The organism is Streptomyces sp. NPDC096132, assembly GCF_044763345.1.
Lineage (GTDB): Bacteria > Actinomycetota > Actinomycetes > Streptomycetales > Streptomycetaceae > Streptomyces.
This window is the reverse complement of the sequence record NZ_JBIWGA010000019.1, coordinates 89,814-107,203: the sequence shown is the minus strand read 5'-3', so window position 1 is coordinate 107,203 and position 17,390 is coordinate 89,814. Positions and strand designations below refer to the sequence as shown.

Genomic DNA, 17,390 nt, shown 5'->3' with positions numbered 1-17,390 from the left:
AGGGCGACGCTACCGCGCGCCCCCGGCCGGGGATCCCCGGAGAAATCCCTGTGCGCCCACCGATGAGTTCGGGGGACGACACGGGTCTCCCCCTGCGTAGCCCACGTACGCGGAAGGACACCCCACCATGAGCCAGAGCACGGACCGGCCCACCGCCGGCCTGGCCATCGAGACCGCGGGTCTGGTGAAGACGTTCGGCGGGACCAGGGCCGTGGACGGCGTCGACCTCGCCGTCCCGGCAGGAACGGTCTACGGCGTCCTCGGCCCCAACGGAGCCGGCAAGACGACCACCGTGAAGATGCTCGCCACCCTGCTGCGGCCCGACGGCGGCGAGGCCCATGTCTTCGGCCACGACGTCGTACGGGAGGCCGACGCGGTGCGCGGCCGGGTGAGTCTCACCGGGCAGTACGCGTCCGTGGACGAGGACCTCACCGGCACCGAGAACCTGGTGCTGCTCGGCCGCCTCCTCGGGCACGGCAAGAAGGCGGCCCGGGAGCGGTCCGCGCGGCTGCTGGCGGCGTTCGGGCTGGCGGACGCGGCCGGGAAGCAGGTCAAGCACTACTCGGGCGGTATGCGGCGCCGCATCGACATCGCCGCGTCCATCCTCAGCACGCCCGACCTGCTCTTCCTGGACGAGCCGACGACCGGGCTCGACCCTCGCAGCCGCAACCAGGTCTGGGACATCGTGCGGGCGGTGGTCGCGCAGGGCACGACCGTGCTGCTGACCACGCAGTACCTCGACGAGGCCGACCAGCTGGCGTCCCGGATCGCGGTCATCGACCACGGCCGGGTGATCGCCGAGGGCACGAAGGGCGAGCTGAAGGCCTCCGTCGGCGCGGGATCCGTGCATCTGCGGCTGCGGGACGCCGGGCAGCGGCCGGAGGCCGAGCACGTGCTGCGGCGGGACCTGGACGCCGAGGTCCAGCGGGACCCCGATCCGGTGGCGCTGACCGCCCGGCTCGCCGCGGCGACCGGCGACACGGCCGCCGAACAGGCCTCCCGCGCCCTCGGCGAACTGGCCCGGGCCGGTATCACCGTCGACAACTTCTCCCTCGGCCAGCCCAGCCTGGACGAGGTGTTCCTGGCCCTCACCGGACACGGCACCGGCGCGTCCGACGACACGAAGGACGAGGTGGCGGCGTGAGCACCGCGACGACGACGGACACCCAGGAACTCGCCCCGGTGAGCGCCGACTCGCTCGCCGCGCTGCTCGTGGCGGGCGAACGGCCGGCGCGCCCGAGCGCCTGGTCGGCCTCCCTCACGTTCGGGTGGCGGGCGATCCTCAAGATCAAGCACGTGCCGGAGCAGCTCTTCGACGTCACCGCGTTCCCGATCATGATGGTGCTGATGTACACGTACCTGTTCGGCGGCGCCCTGGCCGGGTCCCCGCGGCAGTACATCCAGTTCCTACTGCCGGGCATCCTGGTGATGTCGGTCGTGATGATCACGATGTACACGGGCGTCTCGGTGAACACCGACATCGAGAAGGGCGTCTTCGACCGGTTCCGCTCGCTGCCGATCTGGCGGCCCTCGACGATGGTCGGCTATCTGCTCGGCGACGCGCTGCGCTACACCATCGCCTCCGTCGTGATGCTCACCGTGGGGCTCGCCCTCGGCTACCGGCCGGACGGCGGCGTCGGGGGCGTGGTCGCGGGGATCGCCCTGCTGGTCGTCTTCTCGTTCGCCTTCTCGTGGATCTGGACGATGTTCGGGCTGCTGCTGCGCACCGAGAAGTCGGTGATGGGCGTCAGCATGATGGTGATCTTCCCGCTCACCTTCCTGTCCAACGTGTTCGTCGACCCCCGCACCATGCCGGGCTGGCTGCAGGCCTTCGTCAACAACAGCCCGGTCACCCATCTGTCGTCGGCGGTACGGGGACTGATGGCCGGTGACTGGCCGGGCGCCGAGATCGCCTGGTCGCTGGGGTGGGCCGGGCTGTTCGTGCTGGTCTTCGGGCCGGTGACGATGCGTCTGTACAACCGCAGGTAGCCGTACGGCTCAGTCGACGCGGACGATCGTGATCAGCCGGTCCGTCAACTCCAGTGCGCCGATGGCGGGATCGTCGTAGGCGAGGACCCGGTGCCCGCGCACGACGCTGACCACCAGGTCGGCCGTCTCGCGCGGGCTGCGGCCCGCCTCCGCCTTGGTGACGGTCCGCTCGACCAGGTCAAGACCGCTGCCCTGCTGTATGAGGTCCTCCATGACCAGTCCGGCCGACGGGCTGAGCACGGACAGTCCCAGCAGCCGGCCGGCCGCTCCCGCGCTGGTGATGACCTCGTCGGCGCCGGACTGCTTGAGCAGCGGCGCGTTCTCCTCCTCGCGCACCGCGGCCACGATCTTCGCTGCGGGGTTGAGCTGGCGGGCCGTCAGCGCGACGAGGACAGCCGTGTCGTCGCGCTCGGTCGCGATGATGATCCGTCCGGCCCGCTGCACCTCGGCCCGCCGCAGCACATCGCTGCGGGTGGCGTCCCCGACCACGCCCTCGTAGCCCTCGGCGGTCGCCGCGTCGATCACCTTCACGCTGGGATCGATCACCACGACCTGGTCCTTGCGCAGCCCCGCCGCACAGGCCGTCCGGATCGCGGACCGCCCCTTCGTGCCGAAGCCGACGACGACAATGTGGTCGCGCAAAGGGACCTCCGGAGCGGGAACGGACACGGTTCGGGGACCGTGTTGCTTCATGACGGGCACCGGCCCGCCGGGAACCATGGTGCCCATCGATCGGATCACGGCCACAGGGGGCGCGCGATGAAGTACCAGGAACGACATTCCGCCGGCCCGGTGAGGCTCTCCCTCTTCAGGTCCCTCTGGTACCGCACCCGCACGGAGGCACGCGACGACGCCGAGGCGGGGCGCTCCATCACGATGCCGGTGAACGTCGGCGCACCGCCGCTCCAGCAGGTGCTGCGCCGCCTCGCCCTCGCCCTGATGGTGCTGGCCCTGACCACACTGATCGTCTACGCCGACCACGACGGCTACAACGACAACTCCGACGGCTCGGTGGACTTCCTCGACGCCGCCTACTACGCCACGGTCACCCTCTCCACCACCGGCTACGGCGACATCACCCCGGTCAGCGACACCGCCCGGCTGGTCAACATCCTGGTCATCACCCCGCTGCGCGTGCTGTTCCTGATCATCCTGGTCGGCACCACCCTCGAGGTGCTCACCGAGCGCACCCGGCAGCAGGTCCGCATCCACCGCTGGCGGATGCGCACCCGGGACCACGTCGTGGTCGTCGGCTACGGCACGAAGGGCCGGCACGCGGTGCAGACACTCGTCGGCCAGGGCATCACCAAGGACCGGATCGTGATCGTGGACACCCAGCGCAAGGCCGCCGAATCGGCCGGCGACGACGGGCTGGTGGCGGTCACCGGGGACGCCACCCGCAGTGAGGTGCTGCGGCGGGCCGAGGTCCAGCACGCCTCCCGGGTGATCGTCGCCCCGCAGCGCGACGACACGGCCGCCCTGGTCACCCTGACGGCCCGGCAGCTGAACCGGCGCGCCACGATCGTCGTGGCCGCACGGGAGGACGAGAACGTGCCCCTGCTCCGGCAGTCCGGCGCGGACACCGTGGTCACCAGCTCCTCCTCCGCCGGCCGGCTGCTCGGCGTCTCCATGGTCAGCCCGACCGTGGCGAGGACCCTGGAGAACCTGATGACCCTCGGCAGCGGGCTGGACATCGTCGAACGCCCCGTGACCGAGGGGGAGGCGGGACAGCCGCCGCGCAACTCCGCGGACCTGGTCGTGGCGGTCGTCCGCGGCAGGGAGCTGCTCGACTACGCCGACCCCCGGCTCACCCGGCTCCAGCGCGGGGACCGCGTGATCACGGTCCGCCGGGCCGTCCCGGCACCCGCGCAGGCGTGAGGCGGCGCCCTTCGGGATCTGTCGGGGTCCGTCGGTGGCGTTTCGCCTGACGATGTTTCACGTGAAACAGGCGGCGACCCCGGCCGTCGCCCACGGCAGATCGAGCAGTTCCGTCTCCTGACCCGCCCGGGCACCACCGGGCGGTACGACGGCCAGGGCGTCGGCCGCCGCGATGCCCCGCAGCATGGCCGGGCCGTAGTAGTGCAGCGGCACGGCGTGATCTCCCCGCAGCACCACCGGGACGAGCCGGGTGTCGTACGGGTGCCCGTGCACCTCGTCCCGCAAGGGCAGCGCGTACGGCTCCGGGGCCGGGCGTGCGGCCAGGGTCCGCAGCAGGGGCTCGGCGAGCGTGAGCAGCCCGGAGACGGCCGCGAGCGGGTTGCCGGGCAGGCCCACGAGATGCTGGTCGTCCCGGACGCGGGCCAGCAGCATCGGGTGCCCGGGGCGCACCTGGACGCCGTCGACGAGGAGTTCGGCCTCGATGCGGCGCAGGACGGGGTGGACATGGTCGACCGGTCCCGAGGCGGTGCCGCCGGTGGTGACGATCAGATCGGCGGCGGATCGCGTGACGGCCCGGTGCAGGGCCTTCGCGTCGTCGCCGATCCGGCGTACGGCCGTGACCTCGGCGCCCAGGGCCCGCAGCCACGGCGGCAGCATCGGGCCGAGTGCGTCCCGGATGAGCCCGTCGTGCGGGCGGCCCTCGGTGAGCAGCTCGTCCCCGAGGACGAGCACCTCGACACGGGGGCGCGGTACGGCGGCCAGCGTGTCGTACCCGGCGGCCGCGGCGAGGCCGAGCACGGCCGGGGTCACCACGGCTCCGGCGGGCAGCAGCTGATCACCGCTCCGGCATTCCTGGCCCCGCGGGCGGATGTCCTGGCCGTGGCTCAGGTCCCGTGTGGGGTGCAACCGGCCCTGGGCGTCGGTGCGGCCGTGCTCGCTGCGCAGGACCGCGGTGGTGTCCGGGGGGATCCGGGCCCCGGTGGCGATGCGGGCGGCCTCGCCGTCGACGAGGGGAGCGGGCGCGGCGCTGCCGGCCAGCACGCCCTCGTCCCGGACGCGCCAGGGGCCGGGGCCCGCGACCGCCCAGCCGTCCATGGCGGAGGTGTCGAAGGAGGGCAGGTCGGTGAGGGCTGACAGAGGAGCGGCGAGGACGAGACCGAGGGCGTCGCCGAGGGTCACGGAGACATGGGCGCGGCGGACGGCGAGCGGCCGGGCGGCACGGGCGGCGATGGTCCGGGCCTCGGGCCAGGGGGTGGCCTGGTGGCGGTCGTGACGGTCCTGCGGGGCGTGGGAGACGCGGGCGTCGCGGCTCTCGCCCCGGCCGGGGTCGCCCGGGGTGCGGGCGGGGTCCTTGTCGTCGTTCACGAGGGCGAGCACCTCCTCCACGTCCAGGTCCTCGCTGTCGAGGGCTTGGACGTCGTCCTCTCCCTCCCGGATGCCGCGGGGGGTCATCGGGCGTCCGGCCCTGCCTCGCCGGGCTTGGCTGCGGCCTCCTGTTCCGCCTCCTGGGCCCAGCGCAACGCCAGGTCGGCGGCCTTGCGGGCGGCCTCGGCCACGGCCTCGGGGCCTCCCTGGGCCTGTGCGGCCGCGTAGCCGACCAGGAAGGTGGTCAGCGGAGCCGCGGGCCGGGCCACCCCGTGGGCGGCGTCCCGGGCGAGGTCGAGGAGAACACCGGTGTCGACGTCGAGGTCGATGCCCAGTTCGTCCTTGACTGCGGAAATCCATTCATCCAACACGTGGCCATGCTCCCTGATACGTGCTCTGGCGGTGGCGATGTCGTCCCAGGTGTCGCAGTCGAACGACGCGACGGGGTCGGGGACACGGGTGAGGTCGAGCCCGGCGGTCAGCCGGCGCAGGGGCAGCCCTGTCAGGCCGCCGTGGGCCGCGGTGAGCAGCGCCAACTCGCGGCGCAGGGCGGCCGTGCGGTACGCGGCGACGAGCGGCTGGTCGCGGTCGTCGGCGTCGGTGAGCAGCGCGCCCTCGGCCCGGCCGGCGCGCAGGGCGTCCAGCAGCCGCCGTACCGTGCCGGCCGCGAGGAAGGGCAGGTCGGCGGAGAGGACGAGGACGTCGTCGGCCGCGGTCCGGCGCAGACCGGCGTCGAGCGCGGCCACGGGGCCCGCGCCGGGCGGGTCCTCCCGCTCCCAGCGCACGGGCCGGGCGGTGGGCCGGGGGTCGGCGACCACGACGGTGGTGCGGGCGTCGGCGCAGGCGGCGAGCACCCGGTCGAGCAGCGCCCGTCCGCCCACGCGCACGGCGGGCTTGTCGGCGCCGCCGAGGCGCCGGGCGCCGCCGCCGGCGAGCACGACGGCGTCGTAGGGGGCGGTGGCCCGCCCCGGCGGACGGCCGGCGGGGGTGCCGGGGAACTCGATCGAGGTCACCCCCTGAGTATGCGGGCCTCCTCGATCACAGGGAACGCGGGAGCCGCGTGATCACAGGGTGCGCAGCAGCACCGCCGGCTGTTCCACGCAGTCCGCCACATACCGCAGGAAGCCTCCGGCCGTGCCGCCGTCGCACACCCGGTGGTCGAAGGTGAGCGAGAGCTGGACGACCTGGCGCACGGCCAGCTCGCCCTCGTGCACCCACGGCTTGGGGACGATCCGTCCGACGCCCAGCATGGCCGCCTCGGGGTGGTTGATGATCGGGGTGGAGCCGTCGACGCCGAACACACCGTAGTTGTTCAGGGTGAAGGTCCCGCCGGTCAGCTCGCCGGGGGTGAGACGGCCGTCGCGGGCCGCCTCGGTGAGCCGGGCGAACTCCGCGGTGAGCCCCTCGGCGTCCCGGGCGTGCGCGTCCCGTACGACGGGCACGACCAGCCCGCGCTCGGTCTGCGCGGCGAAGCCCAAGTGCACCTGGTCGAGCTGGACGACCTCCCGGGCCTCCAGGTCGACGGTGGAGTTGAGCTCCGGATGGCGGGCCAGGGCGGCGGTGCAGATCCGGGCCAGCAGCGCGAGGAGGGAGATCTTCGGGCCACCGGTCGCGTTCATGGCGGCGCGGGCGCGCATCAGCTCGGTCGCGTCGGCGTCCACCCAGCAGGTCGCGTCGGGGATCTCACGCCGGCTCCGGGACAACTTGTCGGCGACGGCACCCCGGACGCCCTTGAGGGGGATGCGGCGACCGCCGGTGAGAGGGGAGGAGGCGGCCGCGGCCGCCGGCACCGGGGCGGGCCGCGGGGCGGCAGCCGCCTTCAGCGCGTTCTCGACGTCGGCGCGCAGGATCAGGCCGTCGGGTCCGGAACCGGTCAGCTCCCGCAGGTCCAGGCCGTTCTCGCGGGCGAGGCGGCGGACCAGGGGGGAGATCACGGCGACGGGGCCTTCCGGCGCCCCGGACGGGGCGGCCGGGACGGCCGGAGCGGCCGGGACAGGGCCGACGGCGGTCGCGGAAGCCGTCGGTGTCGGTGTCGGCTGCGCGGGGCGGACCCGGCGCCTGCGTGCCGGTGCCTCCGAGGTGCCGTAGCCCACCAGCACGTTGCCCGATCCCTCGGCCGGACCGCCGGAGGCCGGGGCGCCGACGGCGACCGTGATCAGCGGGGCGCCGACGGGCAGTTCGGTGCCCTCCTCGCCGAAGCGGGCGGTGACGACACCGCCGTAGGGACAGGGCACCTCGACCATCGCCTTGGCCGTCTCGACCTCGACGACCGGCTGGTCGACGGCGACGACGTCGCCGACCTGGACCAGCCAGCGCACGATCTCCGCCTCGGTGAGTCCCTCACCGAGGTCGGGGAGCTTGAACTCCAGCACCTGTGCCATCAGTTCCCGGCCTCCCACTGCAGCCGCGCCACGGCGTCCAGGATGCGGTCGACGCCGGGCAGGTGGTGGCGCTCCAGCATCGGCGGCGGGTACGGGATGTCGAAACCGGCGACCCGCAGCACGGGTGCCTCCAGGTGGTGGAAGCAGCGCTCCGTGACCCGGGCCGCGATCTCCCCGCCCGGGCCGCCGTAGGAGCCCGACTCGTGGACGACGACCGCGCGGCCGGTGCGGCGTACCGACGCGGCGACCGTCTCGTCGTCGAAGGGCACCAGGGACCGCAGGTCGACGACTTCGAGGTCCCAGCCCTCGGCGTGCGCCGCCTCGGCGGCTTCGAGGCAGACCGGCACCGACGGGCCGTAGGTGATGAGGGTGGCGCTGCGGCCGGCGCGGCGCACGACGGCTCGGCCGATCGGTTCCACGTCCGTCGGATGCTCCGGGTTCCAGGAGTCCTTGGACCAGTACAGGCGCTTCGGCTCGAGGACGACGACCGGGTCGTCGGAGGCGATGGCGGCGCGCAGCAGGCCGTAGGCGTCGGCGACCGTGGCGGGCGTGACGACATGGAGGCCCGGGGTCGCCATGTAGTAGGCCTCGGAGGAGTCGCTGTGGTGCTCGACGCCGCCGATGCCGCCGCCGTAGGGCACGCGGATGGTGATCGGCAGGGGCATCCGGCCGCGGGTGCGGTTGCGCATCCGGGCGACATGGCTGATGAGCTGCTCGAACGCCGGGTAGGCGAAGGCGTCGAACTGCATCTCGACGACGGGGCGCAGGCCGTACATGGCCATGCCGACGGCGGTGCCGAGGATGCCGGCCTCGGCGAGCGGGGTGTCGGTGCAGCGGTCCTCGCCGAACTCCTCGGCGAGCCCGTCGGTGACCCGGAAGACACCGCCGAGGGTGCCCACGTCCTCGCCCAGGACGTGCACGGACGGATCGGCGGCCATCGCGTCGCGCAGCGCGCGCGTGAGGGCCTGCGCCATGGTGGCGGGCTTGAGGGCGACGGTCGTCATGTCAGTGCGCGCCTTCCTGCTCGGCGTCGAGCTCGGCCCGCAGGAACGCGCGTTGTTCGCGCAGTTGGGGGGTGTCCTCGGCGTACACGTGGGCGAAGAGGTCCATGGGGTCGAGGGCCGGGTCCTGGTTCATGCGGGCGCGCAGGTCGGCGGCCATCGTCTCGGCGGCGTCCCGGGCGGCCTGCCGGGTGTCCTCGTCGAGCAGCCCGCGCGCGGTGAGCTCGCGCTCCAGCAGCAGGATGGGGTCGTGCTCGCGCCAGGTCTCGACCTCGGCGTCACCGCGGTAACGGGTCGCGTCGTCGGCGTTGGTGTGCGCCTCGATGCGGTACGTGACGGCCTCGACGAGGGTGGGGCCGCCGCCCGCGCGCGCGTGCCGCACGGCATCGGTGAGGACCTCGTGCACGGCGGCGGCGTCGTTGCCGTCGACCAGGCGGCCCGGCATGCCGTATCCGACGGCCTTGTGGGCCAGGGAGGGGGCGGCGGTCTGCTTGGCGAGCGGTACGGAGATCGCGAAGCCGTTGTTCTGGACCAGGAAGACGACCGGGGCCTGCCAGACGGCGGCGAAGTTCAGCGCCTCGTGGAAGTCGCCCTCGCTGGTGCCGCCGTCGCCGACCATGGCGAGCGCGACCACGTCGTCGCCCTTGAGGCGGGCCGCGTGCGCGAGGCCCACGGCGTGCGGGAGCTGGGTGGCGAGCGGGGTGCACAGGGGGGCCACGCGGTGCTCGTACGGGTCGTAGCCGGTGTGCCAGTCGCCGCGCAGCAGCGTGAGCGCCTCCACGGGGTCCACGCCGCGGGCGACGACCGCGAGGGTGTCGCGGTAGCTGGGGAAGAGCCAGTCACGGTCCTGGAGGGCCAGCGCGGCGGCGACCTCGCAGGCCTCCTGGCCGGTGGTGGAGGGGTAGACGGCGAGTCTGCCCTGCTTGGTCAGGGCGGTCGCCTGGGCGTTGTAGCGGCGGCCGCGCACCAGGTGGGCGTACAGCCGCCGCAGCAGCTCCGGGTCGGCCTTCGCGGCCTGCTCGGTGCCGAGGACGCGGTAGGGCTCCGCGTCGGGCAGCAGCGGCGCGGGGTCGGTGCGGGGCTGCCAGGCGGGCGGCGGGGTCGGCCGGTACGCGCCCCGCTGCTCCATGACCGTCATGACGGCACCTCCTCGTGGGAGCGGCTGTGGGAGGCGTGTCGGCTTGTGACCCGCCTCACCTACCGATTGTTCGGTCGTCGGCACATTTTGGCTACAGGCCCCCTCAGGCTGTGGACAAACGGTTCTCCACAACCTGAGATGGACGCAGTACGTCCATGGCGGAGAGGCGGGGGGACATGGCACCTGAACAAATGGCCGAGAGCCCGGAAGGCAGTGCGCCGCCGCCGCTGCCCGACGGCTCCGGGAGCGGTGCCGCGATGGCGCCGCCGCGCCCGCTCGACGCGATCGACAAGGACATCCTGCAGATGCTCCAGGCGGACGGCCGCGCGTCGATACGGTCGGTCGCCGAGCGGGTGCACGTCTCGCGCGCCAACGCCTACGCGCGGATCAACCGGCTGGTCGAGGACGGGGTGATCCGTGGCTTCGGAGCCCGGGTGAACCATGAGCGGGCGGGCCAGGGGACGAGCGCGTACATCACGCTGAAGATCGTGCAGAACTCCTGGCGCACGGTGCGCGAGCAGCTCAGACAGCTGCCCGGCGCCTCCCACATCGCCCTGGTGGGCGGGGACTTCGACGTCCTGCTGCTGGTGCACACACCCGACAACAGGGCGCTGCGCGAGGTGGTGCTGACCCGGCTCCAGGCCATTCCCGAGGTGCTCAGCACCCGCACGCTGCTGGTGTTCGAGGAGGAGGACCTGGAGCCGCAGGGCTGAGGCTCCCCACGGGGGCGTGGGCGGGCCGCCTACGGGGGCGTACGCCGGCCTCCTACGGGCCCGGCCGTGTGCGGTCGGCCTACGGGGCCGTGCGCAGGCCGTCGAAGACCAGCCGCACCACCGCGTCGGCCACGTCGCCCTCGGCCATGCCGCGGCCGCCCGGCCGGTACCACTCGACGATCGAGTTGATCATCCCGAAGACCAGCCGGGTGGCGAGCCGCACCTCCACGTCCACGCGGACGTCCCCGTCGGCGGCGGCCGCCTTCAGCAGCTCGGCGACCTCGTGGTCGAAGTCGCGGCGGCGCTCCAGGGCCCACCGCTCGGTGTCGGTGTTGCCGCGCACGCGCAGCAGCAGCGTGACGTACGGCAGTTCACCGATCAGCACCTCGACCATGCGCCGCACGACGTACTCCAGGCGCTCCTCGGCCCGCCCCACGCGCGCGTGCTCCTCCTCGAGGATCCCGAAGAGGCCGTCCAGGGCACGGCTGACGGCCCGGCGCAGCAGTTCCTCCTTGCCGGAGACGTGGTGGTAGATCGACGACTTCGAGATGCCCGCCGCCCGGGAGAGATGCTCCATGGAGGTGCCGTCGTAGCCACGCTCGTTGAAGACCTGGACGGCGACGGAGAGCAGGGTCTCCGGGGTGTACGTGTCGCGCTTGGCGGTGGTCACGAGGCGCCCTCCCGCTTCTCGGTGGCGAAGGAGTGCCGGTAGAGCGCGAGGGACGGCGCGTAGCGGCCGGAGGGGTCGCGTTCGTGCAGGTCGTCCAGGAGGGAGAAGGCCCACATGCGGCCCAGGCGGCGGCTCCACTCGAAGGGGCCGAGGGGGTAGTTCACGCCGAGGCGCATCGCGGTGTCGATGTCCTCCTCGGTGGCGACGCCCTTGCCGACGGCGTCGTGCGCGAGGTCGACGATCCGGGCGACCGTTCGGGCGACGATCATGCCGGGGATGTCGCCGATGACGCTGACGTCCTTGCCGAGCGCCTGGAAGAGGCCGATCGCCTCGGCCAGGGTCTGCTGGGAGGTGTCCTGGGAGGCGGACAGCGCGATGCGGGTGGCCTTGCGGTAGTCCAGGGCGAGGTCGAAGTAGACGACGTCGCGGAACTCCACGGAGGTCTGGCCGTCGGCGAGGGCGAGCTGGCCGCCGCCGGGCAGCACCAGCCGGGTGCCGTGGTCCTCCTCGTCCTCACGGACCTGGATGCCCGCCTCCCGGATCAGGGCGAGCAGTTCGGAGGCGGGGCCCAGGTCACCCTCGGCGACGACATAGGCGGGCGCCTGCTGCTTCTCGGCGGTGTGCGGCTCGGCGGGCTCGGCGTCGTCCCGGTGGTCGTACCAGCCCTGGCCGCTCTTGCGGCCCAGCCGGCCGGACTCGACCAGGCGGCGCTGGGCGAGCGACGGGGTGAAGCGCACGTCCTGGAAGAAGGCCTGCCACACGGAGTGCGTCACCAACTCGTTGACGTCCTGGCCGATCAGGTCGGTCAGCTCGAAGGCACCCATCCGGAAGCCGCCGGACTCGCGCAGGACCGCGTCGATGGTGGCCGGGTCGGCGCCCTGCGCCTCGTAGACGGCGAACGCCTCGGCGTAGAAGGGCCGCGCGATGCGGTTGACGATGAAGCCGGGGGTGTCGGCGCAGGCGACCGGCGTCTTGCCCCAGGAGCGTGCGGTCTCGTACGCGCGCGTGGCCGACGTGACGTCGGTGGCGTACCCGGAGACGACCTCGACCAGCGGCAGCAGCGGCGCCGGGTTGAAGAAGTGCAGGCCCACGAAGCGGCCCGGGTTGCGCAGGGCGCCGCCGATGGCCGTGACCGACAGGGAGGAGGTGTTGGTGGCGAGCAGACAGTCCTCGCCGACCACGTCCTCCAACCCGCGGAAGAGGTCCTGTTTGACGTCCAGCTGCTCCAGGACGGCCTCGACGACCAGGCCGCAGTCCGCGAGGTCGGCGAGGCTCTCGGCGGGCCACAGGCGGGCGCGGGCGATGTCCCGGTCGGCTCCGGCGAGACGGTTCTTCTCGACGAGCCGGTCGAGGCGGGCCCCGATCGCGGCGGCCGCTTCCCGAGCCCGGCCGGGGACGGCGTCGTACAGCCGTACGGGGTGGCCCGCGACCAGCGCGACCTGGGCGATGCCCTGGCCCATGGTGCCGGTGCCGACGACGGCCACGGGGCTGCTGAGGTCGAGTGCTGTCATGTGCGCGATCCTCCCGCACGGGGTTTTCCACAGATGCGGCAGGCCCCCTTGTCCCGACCGATCGTTCGGTTACTCTAGCCCTGACTGGAGGTTCCTGCCCAGGTTTCCGCCAGGTCATGAGCTCGACGGAGAGTTCTCAAGACGAGGAGTTGGTCCCGCATGGCCGCCGCCGAACTGACCACCGCCGATCTGATCGCCCAGCACCGGCCCACCCTCGACCAGGCCCTGGAAGCGATCCGCACCCGCGCGTACTGGTCCCCCCACCCGGAACACCCCAAGGCCTACGGGGAGAACGGCAGCCTGGACGCCGCGGCCGGCAAGTCGGCCTTCGACGCCCTCCTGAACACCCGCCTCGACCTCGGCCAGCCCGGCACCGACGACTGGGTCGGCGACGAGGTCTCGCCGTACGGCGTCCCCCTGGGCGTGACGTACCCGCACGCGGACGTGGACGTGCTCCTGGCCGCCATGCGCGCCGGACAGCGCCGCTGGCGGGACGCGGGCGCGGAGGTCCGCGCTGTGGTCTGTCTGGAGATCCTCAAGCGCATCGGCGACCGGACGCACGAGTTCGCGCACGCGGTCATGCACACCTCCGGCCAGGCGTTCATGATGGCGTTCCAGGCGGGCGGCCCGCACGCGCAGGACCGCGGCCTGGAAGCGGTGGCGTACGCGTACGCGGAGCAGGTCCGCACGCCCGGCACCGCGGAGTGGAGCAAGCCCCAGGGCAAGCGCGACCCGCTCAGCATGACCAAGAACTTCACGCCGGTACCGCGCGGCATCGCCCTCCTCGTCGGCTGCAACACCTTCCCGACGTGGAACGGCTACCCGGGCCTGTTCGCCTCCCTCGCCACCGGCAACGCGGTCCTGGTCAAACCGCACCCCCGCGCGGTGCTGCCCCTCGCGCTGACCGTGCAGGTCGCGCGCGACGTGCTCGCCGCCGCCGGCTTCGACCCGAACCTGGTCGCACTGGCCGCCGAGCGTCCGGGCGAGGGCATCGCCAAGACCCTGGCGATCCACCCCGAGATCAGGATCATCGACTACACGGGTTCGACCGCCTTCGGCGACTGGCTGGAGGCCAACGCCCGCCAGGCGCAGGTGTACACCGAGAAGGCCGGCGTCAACACCGTGCTGGTGGAGTCGACCGCGAACTACAAGGGCATGCTCGCCAACCTGGCGTTCTCGCTGTCCCTGTACAGCGGCCAGATGTGCACCACCCCGCAGAACCTGCTGATCCCCCGCGACGGCATCCGCACCGACCAGGGCCCGAAGACCTACGACGAGGTGGTCGCCGACCTCGCCCGCTCCGTCGACGGCCTCCTCGGCGACGACGCGCGCGCGAACGCCCTGCTGGGCGCGATCGTCAACCCGGACGTCAAGGCCCGGCTGGAGGCCGCCGCCGGCCTCGGCGAGGTCGCCCTCGCCTCCCGCGAGGTGACCAACCCGGAGTTCCCGGACGCGGTCGTGCGCACACCGGTGATCGTGAAGCTGGACGGTGCCAAGCCGGACGACGAGGCCGCGTACATGAGTGAGTGCTTCGGCCCGGTCTCCTTCGCCGTCGCCGTCGACTCCGCCGCCGACGCCGTCGCCCTGCTGCGGCGCACGGTGCGGGAGAAGGGCGCGATGACCGTCGGCGCGTACACGACCGACGCCGAGATCGAGCGGGAGGTCGAGGAGGTCTGCCTGGAGGAGGCCGCCCAGTTGTCGCTCAACCTCACCGGCGGGGTGTACGTCAACCAGACGGCCGCCTTCTCCGACTTCCACGGATCGGGGGGCAACCCGGCGGCCAACGCCGCGCTCACCGACGGTGCGTTCGTCGCCAACCGGTTCCGGGTCGTCGAGGTGCGTCGGGACGCCTGAGGGCGCTCCTCAAGGGGCGCTGTGCGTGCCGCTGCTCCAGTGGTACAGGCTCATCGCCACACTCGTCGCCAGGTTGTAGCTGGACACCTGGGGGCGCATCGGCAGGGACAGCAGATGGTCGGCACGCGCGCGTAGCTCGGCCGACAGGCCGCTGCGTTCCGAGCCGAAGGCCAGGAGGGCGTCGTCCGGGAGCTTCACGCCCCGCAGGTCGTCGCCCTCCGGGTCCAGTGCGAACACCGGCCCGGCGGGCAGCTCCGCCACGGCCAGCCGCTCCACGGCGGTCGCGAAGTGCAGGCCCGCGCCGCCCCGCACGACCGTCGGATGCCAGGGGTCGAGCGTGCCGGTGGTGACCACCCCGGTGGCCCCGAAGCCGGCGGCCAGCCGGATCACGGCCCCCGCGTTGCCCAGGTTGCGCGGGTTGTCGAGGACCACGACGGGCGCGGTGCGGGGCGTGTGCGCCAGCTTCGCCAGCTGGGCCTCGCGAGTGGGCCGTACGGCCAGGGCCGCCACGGCGGTGGGATGCGGGCGCGGCACCAGCGAGGCGTACGTCGTCTCCGGGACCTCCGTCAGGAGGGCGTCCAGGGTGCCGCGTACGTCGGGGGCGAGCTCGTCGGCGAGGGCGAGCGCCGCCGCCCGGTCGACGGTGACCGCGACCGGCACCGCGGCTCCGAAGCGCACGGCGTGCTTGAGGGCGTGGAAGCCGTCCAGCAGGACGTGCGAGTCGGCCAGGCGGTGCCAGACGCTCACGGGGTCGGTCATCAGGCGCTCACGGGGTCGGTCATGACGGGGAGCCTACGTGGCTGGGCTCGGGGTTCTCGGGCGCCCGCTGCTCCGGCACCGGCGTGCGGCCGTCACGCGAGAACACCAGCACACGCGCGCGTACCGCCCAGTCGCCCAGCCGACGCAGGAACGGCGTCGGCAGGAAGACCGCGTCCGCCGCGATCATCGCCAGCGAGAAGAACGGCAGCCCGAGGATCACGGCGATCGCGGCGTGCTCGGTCATCATCACGGCCAGCAGCACGTTCTTCACCCGCCGGTTGAACAGCGTGAACGGGAAGGCGACCTGCACGATCACCGTCCCGTAGGTCACCAGCACGACCATCGTGCCGCTGCTGGAGAGCAGATCGCCGAGCGCGGGCCAGGGCGAGAAGTAGTCCAGGTGCAGCGGGTAGTACACGGCGGTGCCGTCCTGCCAGCGCGAGCCCTGGATCTTGTACCAGCCGGCCGTCGCGTAGATCAGACAGGCCTCGGCCATGATCACGACCAGGGCGCCGTTGTGCAGGATGTTGGCGATCACGTCGAGCAGGATCCGCGGCTCCGCCGACTTCGTGCGCTGTCCCACCACCCACCACAGGGCGAGCGCCGCCCACACCGCCCACAGCAGCGCCGGGATCGTCCAGTGGCTGTGGAACCGGCCCGCCACCGTCACGGTGGTCAGCACGAAGCCGGAGACGAGCCACAGGGCGGGCCCGACCCGGTCGGTGACCCGCTCTCCACGCGCGTGTGCCTCCTGCGCGCGGCGCGCCCGGCGGGCGTCCAGCGACCACACCTGGCCGCAGCGCAGGAAGACGAGGTAGATCGACATCAGGTGCAGGACGTTGTCGCCGCCGTCCCCCATGAAGACGCTGCGATTCTGCAGCGAGAGCACGCCGACCATGAACAGCACCGACATCGCGCGGGTGTGCCAGCCCACCAGCAGCAGGGCGCTCGCGAGCACGGCGAGCGCGTACACGACCTCGAACCACAGGCGCCCGTCCGACCACATCAGGGCCGTGAACGCGCCGTTGCTGCCGATCAGCTGCCGGGCCAGGACCCAGCTCCAGGGCCCGTCGGGGCCGTAGAGCTCCTCGCGGTGGGGCAGCTCGCGCAGCAGGAACATCAGCCAGGTCGCGCTGAAGCCGATCCGGACCACGGCGCTCTGGTAGGGGCCGTGCGCCGACTCGGTGACGCGCGCGATGGCGGCGGACACCGACAGGGTGAACCGGTTCACCGCACACCTCCCTCGGCCTCGGCGTCCGGCACCGACCACCAGGGCAGCACCCGGTACACCGGCGTCAGCGACACCTTCTCGGTGCTCCACTTCGGCGGGGTCACGTTGGTGGTGCTGGAACGGACCTGGACCCGCTCGACCACCTCGTCGGCGCCGGCCGCGCCACCACGGTCCAGCCGGAGCACCACGATCCGGCGCAGATAGGTCTCGGAGAGAGCGCCGCGCAGGCCGAGGGAGCGGTTGTCCGCGCCGTGCGTGGCGGTGAAGAAGTCCCAGGCGCGGCGCAGCTCGTTCTGCTGCGTGTGGCTGGGCACGATGTTGCCGTCGATGGCCCGGCCGTCCTGGGCGGACAGGTCGTACCAGCCGGTGGTGCGCGTGTCGCCGCCGGTGGTGCGGATCTGGGCGCGGACCTGGACGGCGATGTTCTGCTGCAGCGGGTTCGGCGCGAACAGCTTCCAGTTCTGCTCGAACTCCGGGTACACCCAGTCATCGATCGCCCTGCCGTGCGTCTTGGTGACCGTGTTCGACGGCGCGACGTGCAGGAACACCATTCCCAGATGCACACAGACGGTGACCGCGACGACGGCGAGCGCCAGGGCGGCGGCTATCTGGTAGCGCGGCGAGAGCGCGGCCACACCGGTACGCGGTTCGGGGGGAGGGGACTCACCGGTGTCACCGGGCGGCGGCCCCGTCTCGGGGTCCTGCGACGTCCCCGGCGCTCGTGAGGCACCGGGCCCTGCGTCGTACGCGTCCATTCCGCCCCGTTCCCCGATTCCGGTCGACTTCCCGTGTCTGCTGCGTCGCGCAATCGCGAACGGTACTCAGCCCCATGCGTTCGGCGCAGCCCCTCCCCGCCCGCAGGTTATCCACAGCGGTTGACACCTTACGACGGCCGTCCCA

Annotated in this window: 15 protein-coding genes and 1 pseudogene; 5 read left to right on the top strand and 11 right to left on the bottom strand. The window is 72.9% G+C overall.

Annotated elements, in window-relative coordinates; genetic code table 11:
• Positions 1–127: 127 nt before the first annotated feature.
• Both ACIRF9_RS36205 and ACIRF9_RS36200 read left to right on the top strand, forming a co-directional pair.
• The gene (locus ACIRF9_RS36205) at positions 128–1,144 is read left to right on the top strand and encodes an ATP-binding cassette domain-containing protein (protein ID WP_403831124.1); all 1,017 of its coding nucleotides are present in this window, start codon (positions 128–130) and stop codon (positions 1,142–1,144) included.
• Entirely contained in the window at positions 1,141–1,989 is an 849-nt protein-coding gene (locus ACIRF9_RS36200; RefSeq protein WP_403831121.1) for an ABC transporter permease, read from the top strand. The genes ACIRF9_RS36205 and ACIRF9_RS36200 overlap by 4 nt, the downstream gene beginning before the upstream one ends.
• Positions 1,990–1,998: 9 nt before the next feature.
• On the opposite strand, the pseudogene ACIRF9_RS36195 reads toward ACIRF9_RS36200, so the two are convergent.
• Positions 1,999–2,631, bottom strand: a pseudogene (locus ACIRF9_RS36195) (potassium channel family protein); the annotation flags it as partial.
• 117 nt (positions 2,632–2,748) lie between these two features.
• Between ACIRF9_RS36195 and ACIRF9_RS36190 the strand changes: the two are divergent.
• Positions 2,749–3,867, top strand: a complete 1,119-nt coding sequence (locus ACIRF9_RS36190) for a potassium channel family protein (RefSeq protein WP_403831119.1) — start codon at positions 2,749–2,751, stop codon at positions 3,865–3,867.
• A gap of 57 nt (positions 3,868–3,924) precedes the next feature.
• Here ACIRF9_RS36190 and ACIRF9_RS36185 read toward each other — a convergent pair whose 3' ends face one another.
• The 5 genes from ACIRF9_RS36185 to pdhA are packed head-to-tail and all read right to left on the bottom strand — an operon-like array spanning position 3,925 to position 9,752.
• The gene (locus ACIRF9_RS36185) at positions 3,925–5,319 is read right to left on the bottom strand and encodes a molybdopterin molybdotransferase MoeA (RefSeq protein ID WP_403831116.1); all 1,395 of its coding nucleotides are present in this window, start codon (positions 5,317–5,319) and stop codon (positions 3,925–3,927) included.
• Positions 5,316–6,245 (bottom strand): NTP transferase domain-containing protein, encoded by a 930-nt coding sequence (locus ACIRF9_RS36180; RefSeq protein WP_403831113.1) that lies wholly within the window; start codon positions 6,243–6,245, stop codon positions 5,316–5,318. Before ACIRF9_RS36180 ends, ACIRF9_RS36185 begins: the two co-directional genes overlap by 4 nt.
• Before the next feature lie 51 nt (positions 6,246–6,296).
• Positions 6,297–7,613 (bottom strand): dihydrolipoamide acetyltransferase family protein, encoded by a 1,317-nt coding sequence (locus ACIRF9_RS36175; protein WP_403831111.1) that lies wholly within the window; start codon positions 7,611–7,613, stop codon positions 6,297–6,299.
• Complete coding sequence (locus ACIRF9_RS36170; RefSeq protein ID WP_403831108.1) at positions 7,613–8,617, bottom strand: alpha-ketoacid dehydrogenase subunit beta; 1,005 nt, start codon at positions 8,615–8,617, stop codon at positions 7,613–7,615. The genes ACIRF9_RS36175 and ACIRF9_RS36170 overlap by 1 nt, the downstream gene beginning before the upstream one ends.
• Before the next feature lies 1 nt (position 8,618).
• Positions 8,619–9,752, bottom strand: a complete 1,134-nt coding sequence (gene pdhA / locus ACIRF9_RS36165) for a pyruvate dehydrogenase (acetyl-transferring) E1 component subunit alpha (protein ID WP_403831105.1) — start codon at positions 9,750–9,752, stop codon at positions 8,619–8,621.
• Between the two features lie 191 nt (positions 9,753–9,943).
• On the opposite strand from pdhA, the gene ACIRF9_RS36160 reads away from it, so the two are divergent.
• A complete protein-coding gene (locus ACIRF9_RS36160; protein WP_403831291.1) occupies positions 9,944–10,465 on the top strand; it encodes an Lrp/AsnC family transcriptional regulator in 522 nt (173 codons plus the stop codon).
• Between the two features lie 79 nt (positions 10,466–10,544).
• Here the strand turns inward: ACIRF9_RS36160 and ACIRF9_RS36155 are convergent, their stop codons facing one another.
• Both ACIRF9_RS36155 and ACIRF9_RS36150 read right to left on the bottom strand, forming a co-directional pair.
• A complete protein-coding gene (locus ACIRF9_RS36155) occupies positions 10,545–11,135 on the bottom strand; it encodes a TetR/AcrR family transcriptional regulator (RefSeq protein WP_403831103.1) in 591 nt (196 codons plus the stop codon).
• Positions 11,132–12,646 carry a 3-hydroxyacyl-CoA dehydrogenase gene (locus tag ACIRF9_RS36150; protein ID WP_403831100.1) on the bottom strand — a complete coding sequence of 505 codons (1,515 nt, stop codon included), beginning with the start codon at positions 12,644–12,646 and terminating at the stop codon, positions 11,132–11,134. The genes ACIRF9_RS36155 and ACIRF9_RS36150 overlap by 4 nt, the downstream gene beginning before the upstream one ends.
• Positions 12,647–12,805: 159 nt before the next feature.
• Between ACIRF9_RS36150 and paaN the strand changes: the two genes are divergently transcribed.
• The gene (gene paaN, locus ACIRF9_RS36145) at positions 12,806–14,500 is read left to right on the top strand and encodes a phenylacetic acid degradation protein PaaN (protein WP_403831097.1); all 1,695 of its coding nucleotides are present in this window, start codon (positions 12,806–12,808) and stop codon (positions 14,498–14,500) included.
• A gap of 9 nt (positions 14,501–14,509) precedes the next feature.
• On the opposite strand, the gene ACIRF9_RS36140 is transcribed toward paaN, so the two are convergent.
• The 3 genes from ACIRF9_RS36140 to ACIRF9_RS36130 are packed head-to-tail and all read right to left on the bottom strand — an operon-like array spanning position 14,510 to position 17,245.
• Positions 14,510–15,259 (bottom strand): TrmH family RNA methyltransferase, encoded by a 750-nt coding sequence (locus tag ACIRF9_RS36140; RefSeq protein ID WP_403831095.1) that lies wholly within the window; start codon positions 15,257–15,259, stop codon positions 14,510–14,512.
• A 19-nt stretch (positions 15,260–15,278) separates the two neighbouring features.
• Positions 15,279–16,490, bottom strand: a complete 1,212-nt coding sequence (locus tag ACIRF9_RS36135) for an HTTM domain-containing protein (RefSeq protein ID WP_403831093.1) — start codon at positions 16,488–16,490, stop codon at positions 15,279–15,281.
• Positions 16,487–17,245, bottom strand: coding sequence for a DUF5819 family protein (locus tag ACIRF9_RS36130; protein ID WP_403831091.1), 759 nt, complete (start codon positions 17,243–17,245; stop codon positions 16,487–16,489). Before ACIRF9_RS36130 ends, ACIRF9_RS36135 begins: the two co-directional genes overlap by 4 nt.
• Positions 17,246–17,390: the final 145 nt, after the last annotated feature.

What these genes read in the sequence shown, in the direction of transcription:
- ACIRF9_RS36205 (WP_403831124.1), top strand. Translation starts at nt 128, where the DNA reads ATGAGCCAGAGCACGGACCGGCCCACCGCCGGCCTGGCCATCGAGACC.
- ACIRF9_RS36190 (WP_403831119.1), top strand. Translation starts at nt 2,749, where the DNA reads ATGAAGTACCAGGAACGACATTCCGCCGGCCCGGTGAGGCTCTCCCTC.
- ACIRF9_RS36185 (WP_403831116.1), bottom strand. Translation starts at nt 5,319, where the DNA reads ATGACCCCCCGCGGCATCCGGGAGGGAGAGGACGACGTCCAAGCCCTC.
- ACIRF9_RS36175 (WP_403831111.1), bottom strand. Translation starts at nt 7,613, where the DNA reads ATGGCACAGGTGCTGGAGTTCAAGCTCCCCGACCTCGGTGAGGGACTC.
- ACIRF9_RS36170 (WP_403831108.1), bottom strand. Translation starts at nt 8,617, where the DNA reads ATGACGACCGTCGCCCTCAAGCCCGCCACCATGGCGCAGGCCCTCACG.
- pdhA (WP_403831105.1), bottom strand. Translation starts at nt 9,752, where the DNA reads ATGACGGTCATGGAGCAGCGGGGCGCGTACCGGCCGACCCCGCCGCCC.
- ACIRF9_RS36160 (WP_403831291.1), top strand. Translation starts at nt 9,944, where the DNA reads ATGGCCGAGAGCCCGGAAGGCAGTGCGCCGCCGCCGCTGCCCGACGGC.
- ACIRF9_RS36150 (WP_403831100.1), bottom strand. Translation starts at nt 12,646, where the DNA reads ATGACAGCACTCGACCTCAGCAGCCCCGTGGCCGTCGTCGGCACCGGC.
- paaN (WP_403831097.1), top strand. Translation starts at nt 12,806, where the DNA reads ATGGCCGCCGCCGAACTGACCACCGCCGATCTGATCGCCCAGCACCGG.
- ACIRF9_RS36140 (WP_403831095.1), bottom strand. Translation starts at nt 15,259, where the DNA reads ATGACCGACCCCGTGAGCGTCTGGCACCGCCTGGCCGACTCGCACGTC.
- ACIRF9_RS36130 (WP_403831091.1), bottom strand. Translation starts at nt 17,245, where the DNA reads ATGGACGCGTACGACGCAGGGCCCGGTGCCTCACGAGCGCCGGGGACG.